Origin of the sequence: Brevundimonas sp. EYE_349 (assembly GCF_023147505.1) — a bacterium.
Taxonomy (GTDB): Bacteria; Pseudomonadota; Alphaproteobacteria; order Caulobacterales; family Caulobacteraceae; genus Brevundimonas.
This window is the reverse complement of record NZ_JAHXPB010000001.1, coordinates 108,453-132,220: the sequence shown is the minus strand read 5'-3', so window position 1 is coordinate 132,220 and position 23,768 is coordinate 108,453. Positions and strand designations below refer to the sequence as shown.

At 62.4% G+C, this 23,768-nt stretch carries 26 protein-coding genes; 8 read left to right on the top strand and 18 right to left on the bottom strand.

Features of this window, described 5'->3' with window-relative positions; all coding sequences use genetic code 11:
* Nucleotides 1-8: 8 nt before the first annotated feature.
* The 5 genes from KZX42_RS00740 to KZX42_RS00720 all read right to left on the bottom strand — a co-directional run bounded on the left by KZX42_RS00740 (nt 9) and on the right by KZX42_RS00720 (nt 5,019).
* The gene (locus KZX42_RS00740) at nt 9-2,843 is read right to left on the bottom strand and encodes an AAA family ATPase (RefSeq protein ID WP_348983607.1); all 2,835 of its coding nucleotides are present in this window, start codon (nt 2,841-2,843) and stop codon (nt 9-11) included.
* A complete protein-coding gene (locus KZX42_RS17190; protein ID WP_282438758.1) occupies nt 2,725-3,879 on the bottom strand; it encodes an AAA family ATPase in 1,155 nt (384 codons plus the stop codon). The genes KZX42_RS00740 and KZX42_RS17190 overlap by 119 nt, the downstream gene beginning before the upstream one ends.
* A gap of 8 nt (nt 3,880-3,887) precedes the next feature.
* The gene (locus KZX42_RS17185) at nt 3,888-4,103 is read right to left on the bottom strand and encodes an AAA family ATPase (protein WP_348983602.1); all 216 of its coding nucleotides are present in this window, start codon (nt 4,101-4,103) and stop codon (nt 3,888-3,890) included.
* Nucleotides 4,082-4,525, bottom strand: coding sequence for an ATP-dependent metallopeptidase FtsH/Yme1/Tma family protein (locus KZX42_RS00725; RefSeq protein WP_248116155.1), 444 nt, complete (start codon nt 4,523-4,525; stop codon nt 4,082-4,084). The genes KZX42_RS17185 and KZX42_RS00725 overlap by 22 nt, the downstream gene beginning before the upstream one ends.
* A gap of 65 nt (nt 4,526-4,590) precedes the next feature.
* Complete coding sequence (locus tag KZX42_RS00720) at nt 4,591-5,019, bottom strand: MarR family transcriptional regulator (protein WP_191559099.1); 429 nt, start codon at nt 5,017-5,019, stop codon at nt 4,591-4,593.
* A 107-nt stretch (nt 5,020-5,126) separates the two neighbouring features.
* Between KZX42_RS00720 and KZX42_RS00715 the strand changes: the two genes are divergently transcribed.
* The 5 genes from KZX42_RS00715 to KZX42_RS00695 all read left to right on the top strand — a co-directional run bounded on the left by KZX42_RS00715 (nt 5,127) and on the right by KZX42_RS00695 (nt 7,164).
* On the top strand, nt 5,127-5,645 hold the full coding sequence (locus KZX42_RS00715; RefSeq protein ID WP_248117236.1) for an Hsp20/alpha crystallin family protein: 519 nt from the start codon (nt 5,127-5,129) through the stop codon (nt 5,643-5,645).
* A 14-nt stretch (nt 5,646-5,659) separates the two neighbouring features.
* On the top strand, nt 5,660-6,001 hold the full coding sequence (locus KZX42_RS17295; RefSeq protein ID WP_248116153.1) for an Hsp20/alpha crystallin family protein: 342 nt from the start codon (nt 5,660-5,662) through the stop codon (nt 5,999-6,001).
* Nucleotides 5,965-6,057: an HSP20 family small heat-shock protein gene (locus KZX42_RS00705; protein WP_248117234.1), complete on the top strand. Its 93-nt coding sequence runs from the start codon at nt 5,965-5,967 to the stop codon at nt 6,055-6,057. The genes KZX42_RS17295 and KZX42_RS00705 overlap by 37 nt, the downstream gene beginning before the upstream one ends.
* 20 nt (nt 6,058-6,077) lie before the next feature.
* Nucleotides 6,078-6,569, top strand: coding sequence for an Hsp20/alpha crystallin family protein (locus KZX42_RS00700; protein WP_191559100.1), 492 nt, complete (start codon nt 6,078-6,080; stop codon nt 6,567-6,569).
* Nucleotides 6,570-6,684: 115 nt separating this feature from the next.
* Nucleotides 6,685-7,164, top strand: coding sequence for a phosphate-starvation-inducible PsiE family protein (locus KZX42_RS00695; protein ID WP_191559101.1), 480 nt, complete (start codon nt 6,685-6,687; stop codon nt 7,162-7,164).
* A gap of 31 nt (nt 7,165-7,195) precedes the next feature.
* Here KZX42_RS00695 and KZX42_RS00690 read toward each other — a convergent pair whose 3' ends face one another.
* Nucleotides 7,196-7,456, bottom strand: a complete 261-nt coding sequence (locus KZX42_RS00690; RefSeq protein WP_191559104.1) for a site-specific integrase — start codon at nt 7,454-7,456, stop codon at nt 7,196-7,198.
* A gap of 9 nt (nt 7,457-7,465) precedes the next feature.
* Here KZX42_RS00690 and KZX42_RS00685 point away from each other — a divergent pair, with 9 nt between their 5' ends.
* Nucleotides 7,466-7,654, top strand: coding sequence for a hypothetical protein (locus KZX42_RS00685; RefSeq protein WP_191559102.1), 189 nt, complete (start codon nt 7,466-7,468; stop codon nt 7,652-7,654).
* A gap of 616 nt (nt 7,655-8,270) precedes the next feature.
* On the opposite strand, the gene KZX42_RS00680 is transcribed toward KZX42_RS00685, so the two are convergent.
* Genes KZX42_RS00680 through KZX42_RS00670 form a run of 3 tightly spaced genes read right to left on the bottom strand, consistent with a single transcriptional unit; the run spans nt 8,271 to nt 9,474 of the window.
* Complete coding sequence (locus KZX42_RS00680) at nt 8,271-8,600, bottom strand: hypothetical protein (protein WP_248116151.1); 330 nt, start codon at nt 8,598-8,600, stop codon at nt 8,271-8,273.
* Nucleotides 8,600-8,920, bottom strand: coding sequence for a hypothetical protein (locus tag KZX42_RS00675; protein ID WP_248116149.1), 321 nt, complete (start codon nt 8,918-8,920; stop codon nt 8,600-8,602). Before KZX42_RS00675 ends, KZX42_RS00680 begins: the two co-directional genes overlap by 1 nt.
* Nucleotides 8,917-9,474 carry a hypothetical protein gene (locus tag KZX42_RS00670; protein WP_248116147.1) on the bottom strand — a complete coding sequence of 186 codons (558 nt, stop codon included), beginning with the start codon at nt 9,472-9,474 and terminating at the stop codon, nt 8,917-8,919. Before KZX42_RS00670 ends, KZX42_RS00675 begins: the two co-directional genes overlap by 4 nt.
* A 655-nt stretch (nt 9,475-10,129) precedes the next feature.
* Here KZX42_RS00670 and KZX42_RS00665 point away from each other — a divergent pair.
* On the top strand, nt 10,130-10,432 hold the full coding sequence (locus KZX42_RS00665) for a hypothetical protein (RefSeq protein WP_248116145.1): 303 nt from the start codon (nt 10,130-10,132) through the stop codon (nt 10,430-10,432).
* 518 nt (nt 10,433-10,950) lie between these two features.
* Here KZX42_RS00665 and KZX42_RS00660 read toward each other — a convergent pair.
* The 9 genes from KZX42_RS00660 to KZX42_RS00620 all read right to left on the bottom strand — a co-directional run bounded on the left by KZX42_RS00660 (nt 10,951) and on the right by KZX42_RS00620 (nt 22,217).
* A complete protein-coding gene (locus KZX42_RS00660; protein WP_248116143.1) occupies nt 10,951-11,496 on the bottom strand; it encodes a hypothetical protein in 546 nt (181 codons plus the stop codon).
* Nucleotides 11,493-11,948, bottom strand: a complete 456-nt coding sequence (locus KZX42_RS00655) for a hypothetical protein (protein WP_248116141.1) — start codon at nt 11,946-11,948, stop codon at nt 11,493-11,495. The genes KZX42_RS00660 and KZX42_RS00655 overlap by 4 nt, the downstream gene beginning before the upstream one ends.
* A complete protein-coding gene (locus KZX42_RS00650) occupies nt 11,945-12,835 on the bottom strand; it encodes a hypothetical protein (protein ID WP_248116139.1) in 891 nt (296 codons plus the stop codon). The genes KZX42_RS00655 and KZX42_RS00650 overlap by 4 nt, the downstream gene beginning before the upstream one ends.
* An 81-nt stretch (nt 12,836-12,916) precedes the next feature.
* Nucleotides 12,917-14,692, bottom strand: coding sequence for a phage terminase large subunit family protein (locus KZX42_RS00645; protein ID WP_248116137.1), 1,776 nt, complete (start codon nt 14,690-14,692; stop codon nt 12,917-12,919).
* Nucleotides 14,682-15,254, bottom strand: a complete 573-nt coding sequence (locus KZX42_RS00640) for a hypothetical protein (RefSeq protein ID WP_248116135.1) — start codon at nt 15,252-15,254, stop codon at nt 14,682-14,684. The genes KZX42_RS00645 and KZX42_RS00640 overlap by 11 nt, the downstream gene beginning before the upstream one ends.
* A gap of 305 nt (nt 15,255-15,559) precedes the next feature.
* Entirely contained in the window at nt 15,560-17,611 is a 2,052-nt protein-coding gene (locus tag KZX42_RS00635) for an AAA family ATPase (protein ID WP_248116133.1), read from the bottom strand.
* Nucleotides 17,612-18,012: 401 nt separating this feature from the next.
* Nucleotides 18,013-19,176 (bottom strand): metallophosphoesterase, encoded by a 1,164-nt coding sequence (locus tag KZX42_RS00630; RefSeq protein ID WP_248116131.1) that lies wholly within the window; start codon nt 19,174-19,176, stop codon nt 18,013-18,015.
* A gap of 79 nt (nt 19,177-19,255) precedes the next feature.
* Nucleotides 19,256-21,604: a TonB-dependent receptor gene (locus KZX42_RS00625; RefSeq protein WP_248116128.1), complete on the bottom strand. Its 2,349-nt coding sequence runs from the start codon at nt 21,602-21,604 to the stop codon at nt 19,256-19,258.
* 148 nt (nt 21,605-21,752) lie between these two features.
* The gene (locus tag KZX42_RS00620; protein ID WP_248116126.1) at nt 21,753-22,217 is read right to left on the bottom strand and encodes a hypothetical protein; all 465 of its coding nucleotides are present in this window, start codon (nt 22,215-22,217) and stop codon (nt 21,753-21,755) included.
* 167 nt (nt 22,218-22,384) lie between these two features.
* Here KZX42_RS00620 and gor point away from each other — a divergent pair, with 167 nt between their 5' ends.
* The gene (gor, locus tag KZX42_RS00615) at nt 22,385-23,767 is read left to right on the top strand and encodes a glutathione-disulfide reductase (RefSeq protein ID WP_248116124.1); all 1,383 of its coding nucleotides are present in this window, start codon (nt 22,385-22,387) and stop codon (nt 23,765-23,767) included.
* Nucleotide 23,768: the final 1 nt, after the last annotated feature.

Below are 23,768 nucleotides of genomic sequence, written 5' to 3'. Positions count from 1 at the left end.
TTGTGCTGTCACTCGGCGGACTTGTCGTCCTTGGACTGCACCTCATCCCCAACGCTGGGCGTCGGAACGTCCGTCTTGTCTTCGGCGACTGCGCTGGACTCGCCGATCCCGGCTTGGGCCGGATCGTCCGGGCTGTCTTCACCGGTGTCCCTTGCGATCTTTTCGAACACGACCTTCTGATCGTCCGCTGACCAGGCGACGCGGACCTTGTCGCCATCCACGATCCGCCCCGAGAGCAGTTCGCGAGCCAACTCGGTCTCCAGCTCCGACCGGATCAGCCGGCGTAGCTCGCGGGCACCGAATTCGGGACGGAAGCCGACCGCGCCGAAGTGATCCACGACGCTCACATCGGGTTCGAGTTCGACGCCCTGGGTGAGGGCGGTCCGCTTCACCCGGTTGAGCTGCAACTCGACGATCTGGCGGATCTCCGACTGATTCAGCGAATGAAAGACGATGATCTCGTCGATCCGGTTGATGAACTCTGGCCGGAAATGACCGCGCAACACCTCCATCAGTTCGGATTTCTGCTTGGCCTCGTCGAACTCCCTGCTGCCGCGTTTCGTGAGGTTGCGCTGGATGATGTCCGAACCGAGGTTCGAGGTGGCGATGATGATAGTGTTAGTGAAGTCCACCACGCGGCCCTTGCCATCTGTCAGGCGGCCATCGTCGAACACCTGAAGCAGGATGTTGTAGACATCGGGATGCGCCTTTTCGATCTCGTCGAAGAGCACGACCGAGTAGGGCCGACGGCGCACCTTCTCCGTCAGCTGCCCGCCTTCGTCGTATCCGACGTAGCCCGGAGGTGCGCCAACCAACCGGGCAACCGAGTGGCGCTCGCCATACTCCGACATGTCGATACGGATCATCGCATCCTGGTCGCCGAAGATCACCTCGGCGAGCGTCTTGGCCAGTTCCGTCTTGCCAACCCCGGTTGGCCCGAGAAACAGGAAGGTCGCAGTCGGACCGGAACCTTCGCGCAGACCCGCACGCGCCAGGCGCACCGCATCGGCCACGGCGCGGATCGCTTCTTCCTGGCCGATGACGCGCTCGTGCAGCTTCTCCTCGAGCTTGAGGAGTTTGTCCTTCTCCTCGGTGGTCAGCTCCGTGACCGGAACGCCGGTGATCTTGGAGACGATCTGCGCGACGTGATCGGCGCGCACCTCGGCGGTCGCCGAAGCCTGGTCGCGCTTCCAGATTTCCAGAAGCTCGTCCAGCTCCTTCTGCTTCTGCTCCAGCTCCTTCTTCAGTTCCGCTGCTCGGTCGAATTGCTTGCGGGCGGCGGCATAGTCCTGCTCGCGCTTGATCTGCGCTACCTCGGCCTCCAGCTCCTGGACGTCCACGGGGCGCGCTGTCGCGCTGATCTTCACCCGTGCGGCGGCCTGGTCGATCAGGTCGATCGCCTTGTCAGGCATGAAGCGGCCAGTGATGTAGCGGTCCGAAAGCTCGGCCGCCGCGACGATGGCCTCGTCGGTGATCGTCACCTTGTGGTGCGCCTCCAGCGTGTCGCGCAGACCGCGCAGGATCATGATGACCTGAGCTACCGTGGGCTCCTCGACATAGACAGGCTGGAAGCGGCGTTCGAGCGCCGCATCCTTCTCGATGTACTTCTGGTACTCGTTGAGCGTCGTCGCACCGATCAGGTTCAGCTCCCCCCGCGCCAGCGCCGGCTTGAAGGTGTTAGCGATGTCGAGACCACCTTCGCCGCCGCCCTGGCCGGCGCCGACGATGGTGTGGATCTCGTCGATGAACAGGACCAGGCTGTCCTTCTCCTCGGTGATCTCCTTGAGGATCTTCTGGACTCGCTCCTCGAACTCGCCGCGATACTTCGACCCGGCCACCATCGAGTTGATGTTGAGCTCGACCAGCCGCTTGTCGCGCAGCGCCTCGGGCACTTCACCCGCGACGATCCGTTGTGCAAGTCCCTCGACGATGGCGGTCTTGCCCACGCCGGGCTCGCCGATCAGCACCGGGTTGTTCTTTTTGCGGCGGGCCAGCACTTCGATCGTCGTCTCGATCTCGCGGGCGCGGCCGATGACGGGATCGAGCTTGCCTTCGCGGGCGAGCTTCGTCAGGTCACGGCTGAACTGGTCGAGATCGGGCGTGCTGGAAGGCGCCCCCACGCGGCCCTCCTCGGCTCCCTTGCCCACGACCTTGGTCACCTGCTGGCGAAGCGCCTGCGGCGTCAATCCGTATTTGCGCAGGATCGACGCGGCCAGGCCTTCACCTTCCTCGGCAAGGCCGATCAGCAGGTGCTCGGGACCGACATAGGAATGGCCGAGTTCGTTCGAGGCGATGAAGGCCCGGTTCAGCGCGTCCTTCAGGCGAGGACTGACGCCGACTTCGCCTTCCGTCTCGGCCTCTCCACGCTTCGCTTCCTTCTCGATCTGGCGCCGCAGATCGTCCACATCGACCTTGAACTGTTCCAGGATCGTCTTGACGACGTCAGACGAGGTCAATGCCAGAAGCAGATGTTCGGTATCGACCTCGCTGCGCCCGAATTCCCCGGCCTTCTGTGCGGCATCCTGCAGCAGCTTGTTGCCCTGTTCGCTCAGCCGGTCGGCGATGGTGCGTCCGCCGCCGCGCCGCGATCCACGCCGCGGCGCGCCCTCGCCGAAAGTGGCGTCGACGACAGCGTCATCGCCATCACCCATAGAGCCGAGCGTGCCGCCTCGCAGCGGACTGTCACCAAAGAGGCTGCCGAAACTGCTCTCGCCGAAGAACTCGTCAAGAAGGGAACGCCGTCCGAACAGGGACTCCAGTGGCGAGGCGCTGCGCCCCGACCGGCGCGCCATTTCGCTGTAATGCTGGTCGCAAAGCTCCATGTTCTGAACCCTGCCGTTCACCGAGGCGCGCACACGCGCCGTCGCCGGGCGACCGCAAATATCGCAAGCTCCTTTTGCCATTCGTCTTCTCCGCCTTCATTATCCAGTCAGGCGCCAGTGACAGTGTCACGCAGCGACCTGTTGCTCGTTGCAGGAGATCCTGCGCCGATTGCTCGAGAAGATCCAGATTGGTTTCAAGAAAGGTGAGGGTGCGCTTGAACACGCCATCCACAATGTCGCGCACCTTCGCGTCCATCCGCTCAGCAGTGGCGTCGCTGTAGCGGCGGTTAAGCCAGGACGACTGGTCGCCGGTGCCGAGAAAGCCGGGCCGATCGGTGTCGTAGCTGACATGCCCGAGGTCTTCGTCCATCCCGTACCGCGCGACCATGGCGCGGGCGATGTCGGTCGCCTTGACCAGATCGTCCGCCGCCCCGGTCGAGACATGATCGTAGATGATCTTCTCTGCTGCGCGCCCGCCAAGCAGGACTGCGATCTTGGTTTCGAGTTCCTCCCGCGTCATCAGGAAGCGGTCCTCGGTCGGGCGCTGGATGGTGTAGCCGAGCGCGCCAATCCCGCGCGGTATGATCGAGACCTTGTGCACCGGGTCCACCCCCGGCAGAGCCATCGCCACCAGCGCGTGCCCCATCTCGTGGTGCGCCACGATCTCGCGTTCGCGCGGATTGAGCACGCGGTTCTTCTTTTCCAACCCGGCGATGATGCGTTCCACCGCATTGTTGAAGTCGTCCATCGTCACCGCATCAGCCTTGCGGCGCGTGGCGAGCAATGCTGCCTCGTTGACGAGATTGGCAAGATCCGCGCCGGAAGAGCCGGGAGTAAGAGCTGCGACCTTCTCGGCATCGACGTCTGGGGCGAGCGTCACTTTCTTCATGTGCACGTTCAAGATCTGCACACGCCCCGTCTTGTCGGGCCGATCCACCAGCATCTGACGGTCGAAGCGTCCCGCACGCAGCAGCGCGGGGTCGAGAATCTCGGGTCGGTTGGTGGCGGCCAGGAGCACGATGCCCTCTGAAGGGTCGAAGCCGTCGAGCTCGGTCAGAAGCTGGTTCAGCGTCTGCTCACGCTTATCATGGCCACCGGCGATCTAGCCGGAGGAGCGCGGCATCCAAGAGCGTCGAGTTCGTCGATGAAGATGATTGCCGGGGCCGATTTCCGGGCCTGCTCGAACAGGTCGCGCACCCGTGCGGTACCGACGCCCACGAACATCTCGACGAACTCTGATCGCGAGATCGAAAAGAAGGTCACGCCGGTCTCGCCTGCCACCGCGCGCGCCAGAAGCGTCTTGCCGGTTCCCGGCGGCCCGACGAGCAATATGCCTTTGGGGATATGAAGCCGCCAAAACCCTGCTTGTCGGCGAACTTGCGGAACAGCAGCATCCAGATTTCGAAGAAGACAAGCGCTGGCGCCACCCAGGAAATTAGTGTGCCGAAAAAAGTATTCTGAGGAACGCCCGTGATCTCGACGCCGGAGCGGTCGATCCGCTGCAGGATCCCGGGATCCACGACCGTCGTCACGAACTGGCTCTTGCCGTCGACGAGTTCGGTGAAGGCGCCGGTGATGGTGTCTGACCCGACCGCGACCGACGCGATCCTGCCGTCCTCGAGATAGGTTTCGAATTGGCTGTAGCTGATGGGAGCCACGGATTGCCAGCCGGCGATCAGATCCTGGATGAAGATCACGGCCATGAAAGCCATCACCCAGTATCAGATGTTGTATTCGGTCTTCTTTTCCATACGGCTTTTCCTTTTCCCTAGCGCCCGAGCCGCGCCCTGATCCGCTCGAGCAGCGCCAGCAGAATGCGCCTCTCGTCCGCCGTCAGATCCTGCAGGATCTCATCTTCGAGCGCCGATTGCCGCGGTGTGAGTTCCTCCAGCATCGCCCTGGCCTTTGGCGTTGCCGTGACGATCTGCGCCCGTCGGTCGTCGGGTGACGCCCCCCGCTCTACCCAACCGCCCCGTACCATGCGATCGACGAGCTGGCCCGCAGTGGCCCGGCCCACCTCCAGCCGCCCGGCCAGATCGCCGATGGTCAGCCCGGGCGAATCCTCGACATGTGCCGCCCCCATCCAGGACAGGCGGGTCAGGCCGCTGTCGCTGATCTCGTTGTCGATCCGCTGCTGGATGAGCTGCGCGACCCGGTGGATCGTCGTCCCGATCAGGGCAAGATCAGAAGTGATCAAGGGTATCTTTCCTCCGTCTGCATGAGCAACAGGATAGACTGCGGTCCACCCAAAGTGCAATGCAAGCATCATATCTGCTTGCATAATAAATGGATCCGCCTAGCTTGATGGGCGGTCTCCGAACCGACATCCAGCCGGCACCGTTGCCCGGTCGGACCATGCCGCGGTTCGGGGGCATCGATCAGCAACAGGAGGCCAGCAATGCTCTTCCGACATATCTGCGCCGCAGCGATCCCTTCGCGCTGATGCGCTCCATGATGCGCGATCTCGACCGCGGCTTCTGGCCCCCGTCCCGCGCGGCGTTCCCGGCGGTGAATGTGTGGCAAGGCTCCGAGGCCGTTGCCGTCACCGCTGAACTTCCCGGCATCGAACCGGGCGACATTGAAATTTCGGTCAAGGACAACGTCCTGACGCTGTCGGGCGAACGCAAGCTGCCCGAGGTTCCCGAAGGTGCGCGCTGGCACCGCAACGAACGCGGTTATGGCAAGTTTTCCCGCGCTATCCGCCTGCCATTCACCGCTTCGGATGACAAGGTCGAGGCGAAGATGACGAACGGCGTATTGCGGATCGTCATCTCCCGGCCCGAGGCAGAAAAGCCTAAGAAAATCGAGATCAAGGCAGCCTGAGAGGAGCTGGAACGATGAGCACCGACATCACGCAAGCCACCGAAAAGACGCCGACCGACACGCCCGAGACCATCGGTGGCGGCCGCGTCTACCGCCCGCTGACCGATATCGTCGAAACCGATCAGGGCGTCTCCATGATGCTGGAAATGCCGGGCGTCGGATCGGATGACGTCGAGATCACGCTTGAAAACCGCGTGCTGACGATCCGCGGCAAGGTTGAGCCGATGCGGCCAGAAAACCTGGAACTTGCCTATGCCGAATATGGCGAGGGGGATTTCGAGAGGGCTTCACGCTTTCCGAGGGTTTCGACCCCGACAGGATCGAGGCCGAGATGCGCGGAGGCGTCCTCACTTTGACGCTCCCCCGAGCCCCTGAAGCGCAGCCAAAAAGGATCGCCGTCAAAGGCGCCTGAAAATCGAAGGAGACACCATCATGCAGATCAAGGACCTGATCCCCTGGGCGCGCAAGGACGGCGCGCCAGACGCCAAGAGCAGCGAAGACAACCCGATCGCGACGCTCCAGTGCGAAATGAACCATGTGTTCGAGAACTTCTGGAACCGGGTCGGTCAGTTCGAATGGCCCTGGGGCAGCGGCGAAGCCAAATCTGACATGGTTGAGACCGACAAGGCGATCGAAGTGTCGATCGAGCTGCCCGGCATGGAGATGAAGGACATCGAGGTGACGGTCAACGATGACATGTTGACTGTGAAGGGGGAGAAGAAGATCGAGCGCCAAGAGGAGAAGAAGGGATACTATCTCTCCGAGCGCAGCTACGGCGCGATCTACCGGACAATTCCGCTTCCCCCCGGTGTGGATGGCGAAAAGGCGCAAGCATCGTTCAAGAACGGGGTTCTGACGATCAAGCTGCCCCAGACTCCCGAGGCGCAGGCCAAGGTCAAGCGCATCGAGGTCAAGAACGGCTGATTTGCCACATTGGGTGTCGCCGGTTTGCGGCGTCCCCTCCGCTCCGTGCGATATCGCACCGTCTGGCGAAGCCCCGGGGAGCTTGTCTCTCCGGGGCGGCTTTCGAGGGGCAATCATGAAAGACTTGCAACGATCCGGGCTGACCCGTGAACAATGGTCGGCGATGACGCTCTACGAGAAGTTCGAGCAAGGTGTCATCTTCGTCCTCAGCGTCATCATTGCGGCGATCGTCGTGGCGTCGGTCTGGGCGCTGATGCGCGAAGTCGTGAACCGCTTGGTTCTCGGGGCATTCGACACTCTCGATTACGCCACCTTCCAGGTGGTGTTCGGCATGATCTTCACCGTGGTGATCGCGCTCGAGTTCAAGCGCTCCCTTCTTGTTGCGACCGAACGCAGCTTCGGGATCCTCCAGGTCCGCACGATCGTGCTGATCGCGCTCCTCGCCATCGCGCGCAAATTCATCATCCTGGACCTCGGCGAGACGGAATCATCCAGGATTGCCGCACTCGCGGGCGCGGCGCTTGCGCTCGGCGCTGTCCACTGGCTGGTGCGCGATCAGGACCGGCGCGAACTCGGAGGCGACGAGACGCGATGACCGCGGCCTCCGCCAGCCCCCGCCTGGTGGGTCAGCCGATGCGTTTCATGGCGCCGTCAGCGAGGCCACGACGGTTGGCTTCGCGCGTGTAGCGTTCGACTTCTTTCAGGCTCTGATGGCCCGTGATCGACATGATTTCATGTGGAGAGCAGCCCGCTTCGGCCAGGCGCTTGGCCGCCGCCTTGCGCAGTCCGTGCGCCGAGCAGTGCGGCAAGCCTGCGATCATCGCAGCTTTCTTGATCCAGTTTCCGAAGCCTTTTTCCGAGTAGGGTTTGCCGTCCTGCGTGGTCAGAACAACTAGGTGTCCGAGCTTGTGGACGGCAAGCGACGCCTGAAGCTGTGGATGCTACGGAATGTCCACGGGCTGGCCGGTCTTGTCCTGGCGCACGATCACCCGGTCGCCGGCGATCTGGTGGACGGTCATCTGCCGCACGTCGCCGGATCTCTGTGCGGTGTAGAGCAGGAGGTCGAAGCCAAGGCGTTGTTTTGAACCGATCGGCCACCCGGACCCTACCCTTCGCATCGATCTCCAGGCAGTGGCAGTGAACCTTCACTAGCAGGCCGGTCTTGGTCACGGCATCGCGTTCAACCAAGCCCTTTCGCGGGCGCTCAGTGGTCCAGCTACAAGCGGATATTCCGGACCGCCGCTTTGAGTCAGAAGCGGTCGTCTGGCGGCCGCGTGTTCACTTCCCCTTCGCTCTGCCACCTCGACCAGACAGGATGGCGTCCGCCTCACCCTTGGGCGATGATCCGCTCTCGACAATTCGCGGATGTTCCGGGCTCTCGTTCCGCCCGCAACTGGTCACCGAAGCGGGGAGAGTTCGCGGATCAGATCGACGAGCAGCCGTAACGCGGTCGGCACCTGTCGACGCCCGGAATAGTAGATGTGAAATCCGGGCCCCATCGATGCCCAATCCTGAAGGACGAGCCGCAAGGCGCCGTCATCAAGATGGGGCCGAAGGATAGGCTCGGCGCCGTAGATTATTCCGACACCGCTCAGGGCCAGGCTGAGCGCTGCGTGGCATTCGCGAAATGCATGGGATTCACGGGTGCAAAGCCGCCGCCCGTGCCGACCAGGCCACCGCTGTGGCGGAACAGACCGCCGATCAGACCTGCAATCCCTCCACCAGTTCCGGACGCCTGTCGTGCTTGGCGACTTCTCCCCAGATGACCGCCGACACACTCGAGCTGAATCCAGATTCACCCGGTTCACGCAGAATCTGGACAGCAGCGCCCACGCGGGCTGCGGCCGCGACTCCACCGTGCGCCTCCGCGCTCTTCAGCAAAGCTGCAATCAGCGCCATGTCGAAGTCGGGCTGCCGTACCTGCGGCCCGGCTTCGGTGGTCATCCAGTGGAGGTCTAGCAGAGCGCCGATACGGTCCAGGGCGCCCACGACCGTAACCTCAACGATGCCCGTCGCCGCAACACGATCCATCAGCGGCGCTCTTGAGCGAGTGCGGCGACGGCGCTGAACGGCAGCAGTACGGCAGCGATTTTGCTCCAAACGATCGCGTCATCGCCAGATGCACGCAGAGTGTTAAGGGCGACGCCAAAATCCCACAACTGCTGCGGTTTCACATCGTCGCGGGATGCGATGGCCGTGAGTAAATGCTGCCGAAACGCCGACACCCGATGCCCATCGATGAAGGGGCGTCCTCCGACAACTTGCAAATAGTCATCGAGCACGCCAGCTAGGTCCGGAGCCAATCGGCAGACCACGTCGGCAATCACCGCATGCGCCTCCAGCGGCGTCATTGCACAGCACCTAACGCGGCCTGAACGCGAGTTGCGATGTGGGCGACATTGATCGTCAGCACTGAAGCTACGGCACCTTCCGCATCGAGACGCATCGGATCGGGATAGAGGTCCCTGCCGAACCGCCACACTCGACCATCATTGCTAGTTCGTGCCCAAATCGGGATCGCCCGCAACTCGCCGGTTTCAGGATCCGGCCGGCGGGTGACCTCGATCAGCCACCGCTCGCCATCCGCGATACGCGGCAGATTGGCTCCAAGGCTGATTGGATAGGTGCCTGCGATCAGATCCACGACATTGCGGCCGTTCCGCAAAGTGGACTCCAGCATGGCCACATCAGCGGAGGTCACGCCCTGATCTAGGGCCTCCGTAAGTATGGCGGCGAGAACAGCTTCCTCGACATTGATCAGGTGATGGCCCTGTCCATTGCGCGCCGCCGACCGCAGATGACCGCGCTGATGCAAGCCACGAAGCTGAACCAGGACGCGCTGTGCATCAGGCCGGTGCGAAACCGTGGCGATCGCGTCGGCGGTTTGGGAGAGCGAAAATGACATTTGGAGAGCGCCTGAAGGACTGCGTTAAGTCACTGAAACAGACTTTCCGGACGCCATGTCAATAGTACTGAGAAAACAATATGAAGCTTAAACGCAATATTCAGAATGATAAACGTCAATAGAAATGAGACATCTATCAACAAAAAATACCTATACTTGATTTTCTAAAGCAGATCGCTTAGTCATCGATCGTCCCCGCGAGGCTGGCCGGCCTGAGAAGCGTGGGGGCGCCGTTATGCAGGCGGATGCATAACGGTCGGGAATGGGGTCATCACCTTCCCAGGTAGCGGGCGGCAGGAAACTTCCGATCTGTTAGGTCAGATAGTCAAATCGGTAACTCCTTGTGGGAAAGCCGGCGGCCTGCGCGATGCGGCCGCCGGCTTTCTTGCATTTCGGGTCATTGTTTGAGTGACGATTGTCACTAATCAAGTTGCATTGACGACGATTATTATTCGTTCATCATGAATCACGCAGCAAATGACTTGCTGCCGGGAGTGGAAACCCGCTAGGAGCCAAGTTCAGTCACCCCGGTGACTGAGCCGGGCAGTTGATGGGCGGGCGCAAACCCGGCCGCCGTCCTAGCGGTTTTTCACCCCAGCAACTGCCCGGCACCCGAGTGAAAACGGAGTCCGGCGCGAGAACTAGGACCGAATACATGCTCGAAGCTCAGCAACCCCATGCCTTGGCCGTTTTGCCCTTCGTCGTCATCGAAGATGGGCGGCCGGTTACTCTTTGGCAGGCGAGATCAACGGGCGATTACGCTGCCGACAACGCCGTCGGCGCCGCACACGCCGACGCACTAGCCGCCCACATGTCCGCGACTGATAACCCGACCCTACTAGGCATGGTCGCTCGCAACATCCCCGATCAAGATGCCTGGACGGGTGTCGAAGTCGGCTTTTTTCACCGTCTCGCAGAGCTAATGCAGGGATCCCAATGGAAAGCTCAACTCGCCTGATCCGATTGCCGGAGGTGGCTGATCGCGTCGGTCTTTCAAAGCGAGAAGTCTATCGCCGCATCCAACAAGGGCGCTTTCCACGTGGGCGCCGCATCAGCCACAAAGTTTCCGTCTGGATTGAAGCCGACGTCACAGCATGGATCGCTGACGCACTAGATATTGGGAACGAAGACAGAACATTTCTTCGTTAATCCACCGGTTTGGCGGCACCGAAGCGGATTTCCCTCTTTCACGGACCGCGAAGCGTGGGATGGTGTTGATGCCGCTGTGATCGCAGGTCGCCCTGTCGCCGGAAGTTCCGACGACAGGGCATCTTGGTCCACGATGCAGCGGATGGCTCCGCAGCGGACGGCAGGGAGAAGGTTGAAGCGCTCCCTGCCGTCTAGGACGGTGCACTGCACCGGCCCGGTGATCAAGCAGATCGTGGTCACAGTGACCTAGAACAGTGGAAAAAGCGCACGCCGTGCGCGCGCTGCTGTGAATTCACGGCGCGCAAAGGGCCAAGGATACCGCACCGGCTAGGGCCGGCGCCCCTTCATTCGGATAACCGATGGGATCACCTTCACCAGGTTCTCAAGTCGAGCAAGCGCTCCGTCATCAGATGACCGATCGTGCAGCCACTCTTCAGCGGCACGGCAAACCAGCTCGACGAACATCTCCACTGAGATGTTCAAAGTACGCGTTTGCTCATCTAGCCCGAACCGCCATGCTGAAGGGGGTCCGATAAATCGAATACGGTTCATCACCCGGTCCGGGTTCTCGAGGCGGTCCGTTCCCGCATGCAGATAGGCATTCCGCAAAGCCCAAGCGTCGCGACCAGGGAGATAGGTATGCGCCACCCAGTCCTCATCGGGATCCGGCCGAACCCAGAATGAGGGTGCGATATAGTGATCCCACCAACGGATATAGCGTGCGCGGGATTTTCCGATGCCTGGATCGTCTACGGAGGCACATATATCCGGGAATGTGAGAACCATTGGCAGCGCCGCGTACCAATTATCAGCAGCCGCGGCCTCACGGGCGGCCGCGATGAAGTCGCGAAGGTCTCCCGGGTGCTCGCTCAAGCCTTCTTTAGCACTTTAAATATGATCCGGATCACGCGGATGTACAAAGCCAGACCGACGACTGCTGTGGCAACCCAAAGCGCTTTATAAGCTATCACGCCTCGGATTTCCCAATCGTCTGGTCCGATGCTTTTCCAGTCAATGAAGAAACCTAGCGTCACGACTACTAGGAAGAATAGGCCGACATATATCGCGGACCGTATGTAATCCATAAGCTGGACGGAATAACCTAGCGTCTGGATCTTCTTGTAAGTTGGTGAACTAGAGATCGACATGATGATTGCTTTTGCCGTCGCCAGAAAACCAACTAGAACTGATGCGAAGGTGCCCGAAGCCCCCAACAACCCTGCCGGGTCAGCGGGGAACGCCCCGTTCAAAATTCGCCACCAAACGATCACGACGACTGCGCCGATTACGTAAGGTCCGATCCGCTCTCTGAAGGCGGACGTCATTCGCCAACCGGAAGCTGATCTGTCTCAGTCCAGAGCTGCAGTGTTGACCGGAGTGCCTCCCATCGATCCTCGCGGGCGTACCGTTCACCTCGGGCAATGCGGAGGGGCACATCGCGCGAAAGCTGCTCTTCGATAAGGTCGATTTCTTCGATAGGTTCTCGAGGGGCCACCCGGCCTTTGACAACAGCCTTCTGAACGCTGTCTCCCAGCCGTCGGATGTCAGTAAGCAAACCTTCAACGCCTTGATCGCCCAACGCGCTGTTGCGTGGCGCCGCCGCCTTGAAGCTGAGAGTCACAGTTTCGGTCCCTTCGGGTACAACGTGATCGATGATCTGCCCAAGCGCTCGGCCACGGATGAAGTCATGCTGTGTGGCCCCAGGCACGTTGATTTGGACGGAGACCTCTCGATAAATCCCAAGTTCGCGAAGGCGATCATACCCGTCCGGATTAAGATGCATCCCCCAAGTGAATCCAAACCGATCAGGATCGATACCGTCTGCAACGCGAGCGCCCGCCACGGCCATGTCTGCTGATCTTAAATATTCTTCGATGGCACTCACCTTCGGGCCGTGATGGTTATATTGCACCGCTGCATAGCCAGTTTGCATATCGACAACGACAGCGGTGTCTTCTCCGAAGTGCTCGCCTTCAGCCAAATCGATATCTCGTATCGGTTGGTCAGGAGCCATCCTCCCCGGCCCATGCCCTATGCGTCGGTGGGCGAAGTCCAGCCAGAGAATGCGTTCACCGACCCGTATGTCCTCAAGGCGGATATCGAACCGACCACCAAACTGACGACCAGGCAGGGGCCGCTCGGCGATCCACCCGGCAACCTCCGCTAATGGCCGCGCTCCTAGCTGATGGACTCTGTACGCTTTGATCTTCATCGATTCCCTCCCGAGCTGAGAGGTTTGCTATCCTGCGATGTGGTCAGTCAATAACCGAGGTACGTCAAACCCGGTCGCAGGTTACCGCCACCGATCAATCCATTTTGGCTGTGATTGATTAGGGGGCGATTTCGGACGTTCAACCCGCGACGACAATTCCTCTGCACGATGGTCTAGATTTACGTTGACCAAATGGCGCGCTGCCCAGGCGTAGACCGCGCCGTCCAGGGTTTCGGCGCGCTTGCCCTTGATACGTTCGAACCGAACTTCCGACCGGCCGCGCGACATACGAACGACGCGCCGTTCTGAGGTGAGTTGCTCGAAGAAGACGGGCCCTAGCGCCTCGGAAAATCTGACGCCCTGCCCTCGCTCCAGTCGTGCAAAGAGCGCGGATTTCACGGCGTCGACGCCGACAAGCCAAAGTGGGTGCCCCCCACTCTTCGATTTCTCGATGAATGGCCTGGTGAAACCGGGCAGGCCTTTGATGCTGACGATGCGCCGGGCAAACCGTGAGCGGGTGAAGCCGTGCACGATCTCGACGTGGCCGCCCGAGCCGGAGTCGATCACGGCGGCGTCCACTCGGATAGTGCCGCCGTTCGGATGAGACCAGGTCGAACGCAGCATGGCGTCGAGATCCGCCCAAACTGACTCGCCATCGACAGGGCCAATGAAGATCTCATGGGCGAGGAGGTAAATGTCCGTTCGCCCATGCCCCATGACCACCGCTTCCAGTCTATCATTTTGGACATCCACCCCCACGGTGATGAACAGGACATCAGCGGGAAGCGCGGCCAGGCTGAAGGGCTCTCGCCGTCCGCACAACTCATCCTCATCAAGGGCGTCACCCTCGATCTGCCATGGCTCCGCAAGCACGGTGTTGACGAACGCTTGCAGCGTCTCAGGGCTCTTCTTTGCCTCCAGGAACTCAGCAACGAGGACGGACCACCGGTGCGCGTAGTGCGGCGAGTTCAACGCGTTGATCCTGAAACCGGCGTGACCTTTCACCTCCGGCGCCGTCGCGCGCCACCGGCCGGCCGCCACCATCGCAGCCTTGGCGCGCTCATCCACCACGCAGCCTGACAGCGGACAGACCCAGTGCGCGGACGCAGGATCTCCCTCATCCCACTCGATGTCCCCCCACTTAATCTCGGAAAACTCGCCGCACGACGGGCATGGCACTTCGTAGATGCGTTGATCTGATTGGCGATAGGCGCGCGTGATCGGACCCGAGTCGAACACTGGCGTGCTGCCCGCGATGATCTTGCGGTTTCGGCCGAAGGTTTTGGTCCGGGTTTCGGCGAGCGCGATGGGATCGCCCTCGTCAGTCATCTCATAACCGTCGATCTCATCCATCGCCAGGATCCGCACGGTGTGACCACGAAGGTTCCGCGCGGCCCTCGCACCCACGAACTTCAGCGATCCACCGGGAAACCGGCGGTCGTACATCGTGCTGCGGTCCGCTGAATCTTCCGAGGTCAGCATTCCACGCAGCGCGGGCGACGCATCAAACACTTCCTCAAGATCGACGGCGAACCGCCTGGCGTCGTCGGAAGTCGGTTGAAGCGACATGATGAGCGTGGGGGCGTTCGCGACGTAGTTGGCGATGACTCCCTGGATCAAGGCTGTGTATCCAATGCGAGCGGACTTCAGAACGGACACCCGTTCAATCTCGGGATCATCCAGGGCGTCGCAAATGCCCCGCTGATATGCCCATAGCCGCATCCGGCCCGGCAACGCGGACGCCGAGTCGGGCAGATAGATGGTTTGTTCGATCCAATCAGCCGTACTGATCATCGGCGGCGGACGGAGAAGCGTGAGCGTGTCAGAACGCAGACGCACCAGGGTTTCACTTGTCATCGGCCATGCCCTCCAGCGCTGAGTGGATTTCGCGATCGATTATGCTGATGTCGTGGGGCGTGAGCGCCGGCAGTACGGCGCCGACACGGGCTGAAACGGCGAGCATGCCAGCGCGAACATCGCGGACGACGCCGCCCCATTCCTGTTTGACGGCTGCGACGGAAACCAACTCGCCACGGAGCGCTGCGTTTTGCAGCTCGATCTTCTCGGCTGCTGCCCGTTCTTTCCGGACCCGCTCAATCTTCAGTTCGTCTGTTTGCCCCTGAGCGACGGCCCGCTCTCGGAGGTGCTTGCAGTAGGATTGAACTTCGTCAGGCAGAAGAAAACCGAGCCGCCGATTTCGTGTGGTTTTGTGCAGCACGCCATCGCGCACTAGGTCACGGACGCGGCGCGATGTGACCCCGATCAGCGCCGAAAACTCGGCCTCCGAAATCCAGCCCTCTGACAAGGTCGAAGGGGCGGATGGCTCCACGGTGCGGAGCGCCTCGCCAATGCCGCTCAGCGGAGCGGAAACCGGGTCTATTGGCGGTGCCAGAAGGTCGATCTCATCATCCACCAGCATGGGAAGCCTCGAATGAAAAAATCTGATCAGACTGGAATGCCGCGCTTCTTTGCCCCCCCGATGGCCACCCGGCAGCGAAGGACCCGCCAGCCGATGCACCAGGGCGATGGTTTAAATCGATGATCTGAGCGAGCGACGCCGACGACCGGCGACCGCATCGATTTAAATCCATCTTTCGCGGCCATCGAAGGCGGACACTGGGGGCTCCCCCTAAAGGGGGAGAGCCTACCCGTGCTGCCCGCCCCACTCGGCATGGCAACCCGGACTGTCCGCCCTTGTCCGCCCCTTTGTCCGGGCTGTCCGCCTTAGTCATCGAGGCCATCGCCTTCGCCTCCATAGATGTAATCATTCAGTGGGTTACGCGACACAATGAAGTCGTCACGCACGATTGTCCGCCCCTCCCTGGCCAGTTCCGCACTTGCACGCCTGAAGGCCCGCTTTCGGTTCTCTATGTCCTCTGAGCCCGATACGGCGCGGCCTGCGACGCATGCGTCACGCCATTCCTGCTCAGTCACCTTGACCCGGACAGACCCGGACAAGGGCTCGTTGTCCGCCCCTTGTCCGGCTTCCAGTTGCTTCAAAGCATCCAACGCGGCGACAGCGGACGGCGAGAGCTTGGCGACAGGCTCAGGTGATGCGCTCAACTCATCGACCAGGGCAGCCGTGATCGGATCGCCGTCCTCATCCTGCCCAAGGGTTTCGGTGCTGATGGTGAAAGCGATGTCGCTTTCGCATGACCCGTTGCGGTTCTTCGTCAGCTTGGCCCGAACTACGCCAGTCTCATCTTTCGAGACGTGCATACCCATGAATAGGGCTCCGTTCAGCAGGCTGCTCCCGCGCGGCGTCTTGCCCTCGGCTTTGGTGTCGTGGTGAATGAGGATTACAGCAGCGCCCCATTGAGCGAGCATCTGCGCGACGGCAACGACGCGGCCCATCCCTTCGGCGGTGTTTTCCTCAAGCGCGGGAAATGCCATCGCGAGCGTGTCGATGAAAACCAGCTTAGGCCGCTGCGCTTCCACCGCTTCCAGCAAAGCAGCGAGGTCGGGAGAGTCCTTCACAAGGAGATCGCTGACGCCATCCACCAAGGTGAAGTCTGGGGCGTCACCGTGGCGCATCTTGAGCGCTGTCACGCGACCTCGCATGCCGTGAGCATCTTCAGCAGCCACATAGAAGACCTTGCCGGCCTTCGACCGCATTCCGAAAACCTCTCGCCCTTGCGCCACGGCATATCCGATGTGGGGGCCTATGAGCGACTTCCCGGCGCCTGGTGCCCCGAAAATGGAGCTGATGTCGCCAGGCGCAATCAGACCCTTCAGGATGTAACCGCGCGAGGGTGTCGCCGCACATTCCGCTGGCGAGAGGAAGGTCAGTCGAGAGGTGCCCGCCGGCACCTCCAGCTTGAGCTTGGCGCCCCATCCATGAGCTTTGGCCAGATCGAAGAGCGACCCGATGCCGACCGACCGACCTCGCGTGTCGACAAAGCTACGCCATGTGCGACGTTGATCCTTCAGATCGAACTTCTCCGATCCGCGTGACCATTCGGCCCAGACGTCGAATGCCTCCTCACCGCCCCGCCCTTCAGCATGCAGCGCCATGCCGATGCGCAACCAGTCCTCGCGGTCATCGGCCGGGATATGCCACAGCGCGTCTTTGATCCGCTCCCATTCCGGCGTGAGGAACGCGGACAGGTCGTCCTCGTCATCTTCCATGGCCACCGGCGCAATCGATGCGATCTCGGATAGCAGGTCGATATCATCGGACGATGGGCGGCCGTATCGGTCCAGAGGTTTGATGTCGGCTGCCGCGTCGATCGGCCGCCCGTCTACCAGATGCACCGCATGGGCATCGCCATTGCCGACGGCGCCAAAATAGTAGGCTTGGGAACGGGTGAACGACTCCTTGGCCAGAATGCCGCCAAGCGCTCCATTCAGACGTTCGGCCAGGTGATCTCGCTGCTCTGGTGAAAGGGCGGCGGATGCGGGCGCCAGAACGCGCCAGCGAGGGGCTGCATCCGTGTGCGACGGCGTCGTATAAACCAGCGCCGCAAGATTGGCCGCCTTGAGCATCGCACAGGCTTCGGCGACGCTCACTCTTTCAGCGTCGTAATCACCCTCGACGCCATCAACCTCGATCAGGTTGAGGTCGCTGCGGAGAGATCCTTTCAGCGTCCGGACATTGCCGAACGACGCCAGCTTCAGCCAAGGCAGCTCCGCCTTGGATGTGGCGCGCGTCTGACGAACCAGGTTCGCGAGGTCACGCAGGCTCATGCTGTCTCGACTTTGCCGCGTCGCTCCCGCCGTCTTGAACTTTGTCACCGTGAGCGGGCGATCCAGCGGCGACAGATCGGCGGTTTGCAAATCCGCGAGAAGGTCATATAATTCGACCTGAAGCTGCCCAGCTTCCTCAGCTATTGCGACGCCGTTCCGGGGACCAGCCGGGGCGGCGTTTCGCGTTTCCGGTGGTCCGCTGGACCTGTGACTTGGCCTAACAAACTCGAGCAAATCCGGCAGGGATTCGGTTGGGCTTTCTGACCTAACTGATTGAATTGACACAGGCGTTTTTGCCTCCGGTTGGGAGGAACTCAGTAATATCAATGGACGTTGGGGACTCTTAATCAGCGGGTCCACAGTTCGAACCTGTGATCACCCACCATCGTCTTCCCATTTGGAAAATGACGGGCTTTGACCGGCCGCAGCGCCGCTTCGGCCGGCGCCCCATCGCCCGGGCGACTTTCCCCACGTCGATTTGGCGCGGCGCCTCAGCGCTTCGCCGGGATCTGCGGCGGGAAATCCAATTCGAAATCGGACAGGCCCGGCGCCACGCCGAAGGTCGCCTCCCCGTCCCGGCCGGCGTAGCGGTCCAGCAGCGGCGAATAGGCGTAGAAATGCATCTTGCGCCGCGCCACGTCGAAGCGGACGAACCTCAACCATCCGCCGCCGCCGTTGGCCGAGGTCGCCTGGCCGTCCGGCCCGACCGTATTGGCCTGATAATCCTGAAGCACCTGATAGACGGGATGGCCCGCGTCATTGCGGTCGATCCTCAGGTTTTCACCCAGCGAGACGCCGTCGACCGCAGGCAGATAGGCGTGTCCGCTCAGCACCAGGAAGATCATCGGGTTCTTGCGGATGAAGCGATCCCACACCTGATCCGGCGACAGGTGATCGGTACCGGCGAAGCTGTTGGCGGTGCTGTCGCTGCGCTGGGTTTCGCCGGTCTTGCTGGGCGACAGCCATTCATGAGTGGTGACGATGACCGGCAGGCCGGGATGGGCGTCCACGACGCCCTGCGCCCAGTCCAGCACGCTGGCGGGCGGGTCCATCTCCAACGACAGATTCAAATACCGCTGCCCGTCGCCGACGAAGGTCTGCCAGCTGTTCAGCCCGTTGGCGGACGCGCCGCCATACCAGTCCCGGCCGACGAAATGAGGCGACGTCGACCCGAAATAGAAGCCCCAGGCGCGACCGCCGGACAGGGGCCGCGATGCGCCCGGTCCGCCCGGCTCGGACCACCAGGAATAGTTGTCGTAGTCGTGATTGCCCGGCGACATCCCGAACGGAACGCCGCTGCGGCTCAGGACTGAAACGGCGCGGTTGGCGATGTCCCACTCAGCCCGCGTGTCCATGATCCGCGCCGGGGCATCGCCCACGGCCGGGATGCGGAAACGCCCGTCGCCGTGCTGAACGATGTCGCCGACGAAGGTGACGAAGGCGATGTTCTTGGCCTCGCGCTGATCGACCAGATACTGCATCTCCAGGGCGAAGGTCTCTTCGCCGCGCGGCTGTGCCATCGTCACGTCGGAATAGTTCTGGGTGTCCGGCACGACCGCGACGGTGAAGTCCTGGGCGCGGGCGCCCACCGCCAGGCCCAGCCACGACGCCGCCAGCATCGCCCCCAGGGTCACCATCCAGCGCGGCGTCGTCATCGGTGCGTCTCCAGAATGCGGTCTCTTATCACGCACGGCCCCTTTCCGCTCGGGTGCGGAAAGAGGCCGCCGAGTGGGGTCAGAAGGCGTAGCTCACAGTGGCGAACACCTGACGCGGGGCCGATGCGTGGAAGACCACGATGCTGCCCGTCGCATCGTCCGGCGCGAAGACGCTGCCGTCGAAGTTTGAAGCGTAGCGCTTGTCGGTCAGATTGGTCACGTTCACCGCGAACTTGACCCCGGTCGCCCCGATTTCGCTCAGGTCGTAGCTGAGGCCCAGATCGAAGGTCGTATAGCCGCCGAAGCCTTGGTCGTTGGTGTAGGTGTAGAACCGCTCGCCCGTGTACTTGCCCATCAGTGAGCCGGAGAAGCCGCGCCAGTTCACCGTGACCACGCTGGACAGCATCTCCTTGGGCGTATCGATCTGCTGCTTGCCGGCCGTCGCCTTGACCACGCAGGTCGTGGTGCACCAGTTCAGATCGTCGTCATAGGTCGTCTTGCTGTAGGACGCTGAGTTGTACCAGCTGAACCAGGGGGTCGGCTTCCACAGCACGCCCAGTTCGACACCCGTGCTGGTCACGCTTCCTGCGTTGTGGAAGGAGTTGCCGCAGCCGGGGTTCTGCTGCTGGTTGGTCGGGCACGGATTGTATTGCAGCAGCCGGTCGTCGAACTTGACCCGATAGGCCGCCAACGCGATCTGAAGCGGCCCGCTGATGTAGCGGTAGCCGGCGTCGAAGCTCTTGGAGGTCTCGGGCTTCAGATACTGGCCCTGCAGGTCCCAGAGGGCCTGCGACACTGACTGCGGCCCTAGTTTGAAGCCACCCTGGAACATGGCCATGTTCTCGGCGTAGCTGGCGTACAGTTCGTGGCCCTCGGCGACCTGCCAGTGGACGCCGATCTCGGGCAGAAAGTCGTCCTTGGCCGTCAGGCTGCCGCTGGCGAACTGGCTGGAGGCGGGCGGCGGGGTCGCCGCGACGCCGTCGATCGCCTTGGCGTCCGACTTCGCGTAGGTGCTCTTGAAGCCGAAATCGATCGTCACCGCGTCGTTCAGCAGCGACAGGGTGTCCTGGATGTAGAACTGGCGCGTCTCCCAATCCGTCTCCTGCACCCATTGGGCGCGGGCCGGCTGACCGCCCAGATAGTGGGCCAGGCTGAAGGGGCCGGTCACGTCGGTGCGGATGTAGCGCGCGGCGCTGGAGGTGTTTTCTTCGAACCAGAAGCCCGCCTGGACGTGGTTGGGACCGAAGACCCAGCTCAGGCCGCCCAGCACGCCTGAGCGATCAATGGTGTAGCGCGTGTCGCGGATCTGAACCGGCACGTCGTCGGCCGTGGTCGTCGTCCCTTGAGTGGACCAGCCGGTGATGAAGTTGTTGCCCGCGCCCTTGTCCGTGTGGCGATAGACCTTGGCGTTGATCTTCAGATTGGCCGTCAGATCATAGTCGCCTGCCAGATAGTAGAGGTCGTCGTTGCGCAGGATCTGACCATTGGTGAAGGTCACGTCCGAGTTCTTCTGCGGCGCGGGCGCCGGAACGCATCTGGCCGTCGCCGTCGGATTGGTCACGCCGCAATAGGCGACGCCCAGATACGACTGCCAGTCGGGCGCATAGCCGGCCCAGTCCCAGCCCAGCCGGTTCAGCATGTCCTTTGACAGATAGGCGTCGTCCGCCTGGTTGGTGCGCGACAGGTCGGCGAAGGCGGTGATGGCGCCGCGATCGAAGCGGTACATGGCCTTACCGTTGAACTGGCGCCCCCAGGACGTCTTGTAGGCGCCCTGGTTCACGAACAGGTCCTGCTCGCTGTACTGGCCGGACACATAAGCCGAAAACCCGTTGTGCTCGCCCGTGTCCACACGCAGGAAGCTGCGCTTGGAGGCCTCGCTGCCGAAGCCCTGGCTGGCGGCCAGGCCGAACGAACGGCTGGGATTGCGCGAGGTGTAGATCAGGGCGCCGCCCAAATTGCTGGTGGATGGAATGGCCAGGCCCGCGATGCCGGTGGCCAGGTCGGCGCGGCCCAGGTTCTCGGAAATCAGCGCGCGGCTGATCGTCAGCCCGTTGTAGTTGTTATAGGCGCCGTCGCCCAACGGCACGCCGTCCAGCGTATAGCCCAGGTGGGTCGTGTTGAACCCACGCACCTGCAGGGTCAGGGACTGCTCGTTGACGCCCAGGGCGTCGATCGACTGGGCGCTGACGCCCGGCAGGAAGTTCAGCGCCTTCTGGACACTGGTTCCCGGCGGCAGGGTTTCCAGATTGGCTGGCGTCAAGGTCGAAACCGAACGGGTCTGGCCCGAGCCGACCACCACGATCTCGTCCAGCTGATCGACCGACGACCGCTGCACGACCTGATCGACGGCCGGGTCGGGCGCCGCGGTTTCCGCTACGGCGGCCCCGGCCCAACCCGACAAGGCCGTGCCCGCAAGCAGGCTAGCCAAACTCAGACCCTTAAAACGTGACACCATGACGCATATCCCCCGTTGAGGGGCCCGCGTCTAAGCCGCTGCGGATACGATACGGCTACGCTTTCGTTACAACTTCGAGACAGGCTAAAGTTCAGTCCGCCGCTTCAGAAGGGGTGCGCCCTCATCGCATCCCGGCGCAGATTCTGGCGCGGTCGTTGCTCCAGCATCCGTCCGCGAATGTGACCGTGCCGAGCGGATCCGCCGCGCGCGTATCGTCGGGGTCGGCGTTCCAGGTGGCGTCGGCCGCGCCGTCGCCATTGGTCGTGACGACGGCGAAATGCGACTGCGCCGGCTTGCCGTTCGACCAGGCGTTCATCGTGTATCCGCCATCGCCGAACGGGAAGACCAGACACGGCCCCTGAACCCGCACCTGACCATCGACCGATAGGTAGCAGGCCTGGGTCGATGAAGCCGGCGGCGTCTCGCTCGCCCTTTGGGTCGTCCCGTCCTCGATTGGCTTGGGCGTCGGTGCGGGGGTGGTCGATTCGGCGCGGGGCTGGCCCGGCTGGCGGTCGCAACCCGCCACGACGAGAAATCCGCACAACGCGACGATGGACGCCGCCCATCCCAGCTTCGTTGGTTGCATGTCCGCGTCCCTTCACGACCTCGATCAACGGCAGAACCCCGAACGATGGACGGCCGTTCCGCCGAGGGCGCCTCGAACCCGACAAGCGGGCGGGGTTGGATTTCGCGGCGAGCGGCTTAAATGCCAAGGCCCCTTCGGATGGGGTCTCTGCTGAACGGACGCACGCCATGGCCGACTACGACTACGATCTCTTTGTCATCGGCGCAGGTTCCGGGGGCGTGCGCGCGGCGCGGCTGACGGCCCTGGATGGCAAGCGGGTCGCGATCGCGGAAGAGTTTCGGGTCGGCGGCACCTGCGTCATCCGCGGCTGCGTGCCCAAGAAGTTCATGGTCATGGCCTCCGAAGTCAGCCACGCGCTGGAGATCGCCGAGGGCTATGGCTGGTCGTTCGCCGACGCCACGTTCGACTGGCCCAAATTCCTGGAGGCCAAGGACGTCGAGATCGCGCGGCTGTCGGGCATCTACGCCGCCAATCTGGGCAAGGCGGGCGTGGAACTGGTGCATGGGCGGGCGGTGCTGAAGGACGCCCATACCGTCGAGATCGTCGGCAAGGACCGCAGCATCACCGCCGAGAAAATTCTGATCGCCACCGGCGGCCGGCCTTGGAAGCCGGAGGATCTGCCCGGCATCGAACACGCCATCACCTCCGAGGAAGCCTTCCATCTGCCGGAGCTGCCCAAGCGCATCCTGATCGCCGGCGGCGGCTATATCGCGGTGGAATTCGCCGGCATCTTCGCCGGACTGGGGGTGGAGACCACCCTGATCTATCGCGGCCCCAACATCCTGCGCGGGTTCGACGACGACGTGCGCGCCCATCTGGCCGGCGAGATCGAGAAGCGCGGCATCAAGGTCATCCTGGGCTGCCAGCACGAGAAGATCGAAAAGACCGAGGCCGGCCTGGTCAACCACCTGCAAAACGGCATGAAGCTGGAGACCGACGTGGTCATGTTCGCCACGGGCCGCGTCCCCTACGTCAAGGATTTGGGCCTGGAAACCGCCGGCGTGGAGCTGACCGACCAAGGCGCGATCAAGGTCGATGCGTATTCCAGAACCACGGCAGACAATATCTGGGCCATCGGCGACGTCACCGACCGGATGAACCTCACCCCCGTCGCCATCCGCGAGGCGCTCGCCTTCCATCAGACCGTCTATCGCGACACCCCCCAGCACTTCGATTACGAGGCCGTGGCGACGGCCGTCTTCAGCCAGCCGCCCGTGGGTGTCGTGGGGCTGAGCGAAGCCGAGGCGCGGCGGTCGTGCTCGAACGGCGTGGACGTCTATCTCACTCGTTTCCGCCCGATGAAATACGCCTTCACCGGCTCGGACGAGCGGGTCCTGATGAAGCTGGTGGTCGACGCCGACAGCCAGCGCGTCGTCGGCGTCCACATCGTCGGCCCCGACAGCCCGGAGATGATCCAACTGGCCGCCATCGCCGTGAAGGCCGGTCTGACCAAGGCCCAATGGGACGCGACCTGCGCCGTTCACCCGACCATGGCCGAGGAACTGGTGACGCTGAAGGAGAAGCAGTCGTCGGCGACCTCCGCCGGCTGAA

Excerpts from the sequence above, each read along its gene's own strand:
- KZX42_RS00725 (WP_248116155.1), bottom strand. The coding sequence starts at position 4,525 with ATGGCCGTGATCTTCATCCAGGATCTGATCGCCGGCTGGCAATCCGTG.
- KZX42_RS00700 (WP_191559100.1), top strand. The coding sequence starts at position 6,078 with ATGCAGATCAAGGACCTGATCCCCTGGGCGCGCAAGGACGGCGCGCCA.
- KZX42_RS00715 (WP_248117236.1), top strand. The coding sequence starts at position 5,127 with ATGGGCGGTCTCCGAACCGACATCCAGCCGGCACCGTTGCCCGGTCGG.
- KZX42_RS00640 (WP_248116135.1), bottom strand. The coding sequence starts at position 15,254 with ATGCTGGTGGATGATGAGATCGACCTTCTGGCACCGCCAATAGACCCG.
- KZX42_RS00645 (WP_248116137.1), bottom strand. The coding sequence starts at position 14,692 with ATGACAAGTGAAACCCTGGTGCGTCTGCGTTCTGACACGCTCACGCTT.
- KZX42_RS00680 (WP_248116151.1), bottom strand. The coding sequence starts at position 8,600 with ATGGATCGTGTTGCGGCGACGGGCATCGTTGAGGTTACGGTCGTGGGC.
- KZX42_RS00695 (WP_191559101.1), top strand. The coding sequence starts at position 6,685 with ATGAAAGACTTGCAACGATCCGGGCTGACCCGTGAACAATGGTCGGCG.
- KZX42_RS00650 (WP_248116139.1), bottom strand. The coding sequence starts at position 12,835 with ATGAAGATCAAAGCGTACAGAGTCCATCAGCTAGGAGCGCGGCCATTA.
- KZX42_RS00620 (WP_248116126.1), bottom strand. The coding sequence starts at position 22,217 with ATGCAACCAACGAAGCTGGGATGGGCGGCGTCCATCGTCGCGTTGTGC.
- KZX42_RS00665 (WP_248116145.1), top strand. The coding sequence starts at position 10,130 with ATGCTCGAAGCTCAGCAACCCCATGCCTTGGCCGTTTTGCCCTTCGTC.
- KZX42_RS00675 (WP_248116149.1), bottom strand. The coding sequence starts at position 8,920 with ATGACGCCGCTGGAGGCGCATGCGGTGATTGCCGACGTGGTCTGCCGA.
- KZX42_RS00630 (WP_248116131.1), bottom strand. The coding sequence starts at position 19,176 with ATGACGACGCCGCGCTGGATGGTGACCCTGGGGGCGATGCTGGCGGCG.
- gor (WP_248116124.1), top strand. The coding sequence starts at position 22,385 with ATGGCCGACTACGACTACGATCTCTTTGTCATCGGCGCAGGTTCCGGG.
- KZX42_RS00670 (WP_248116147.1), bottom strand. The coding sequence starts at position 9,474 with ATGTCATTTTCGCTCTCCCAAACCGCCGACGCGATCGCCACGGTTTCG.
- KZX42_RS17295 (WP_248116153.1), top strand. The coding sequence starts at position 5,660 with ATGAGCACCGACATCACGCAAGCCACCGAAAAGACGCCGACCGACACG.
- KZX42_RS00655 (WP_248116141.1), bottom strand. The coding sequence starts at position 11,948 with ATGACGTCCGCCTTCAGAGAGCGGATCGGACCTTACGTAATCGGCGCA.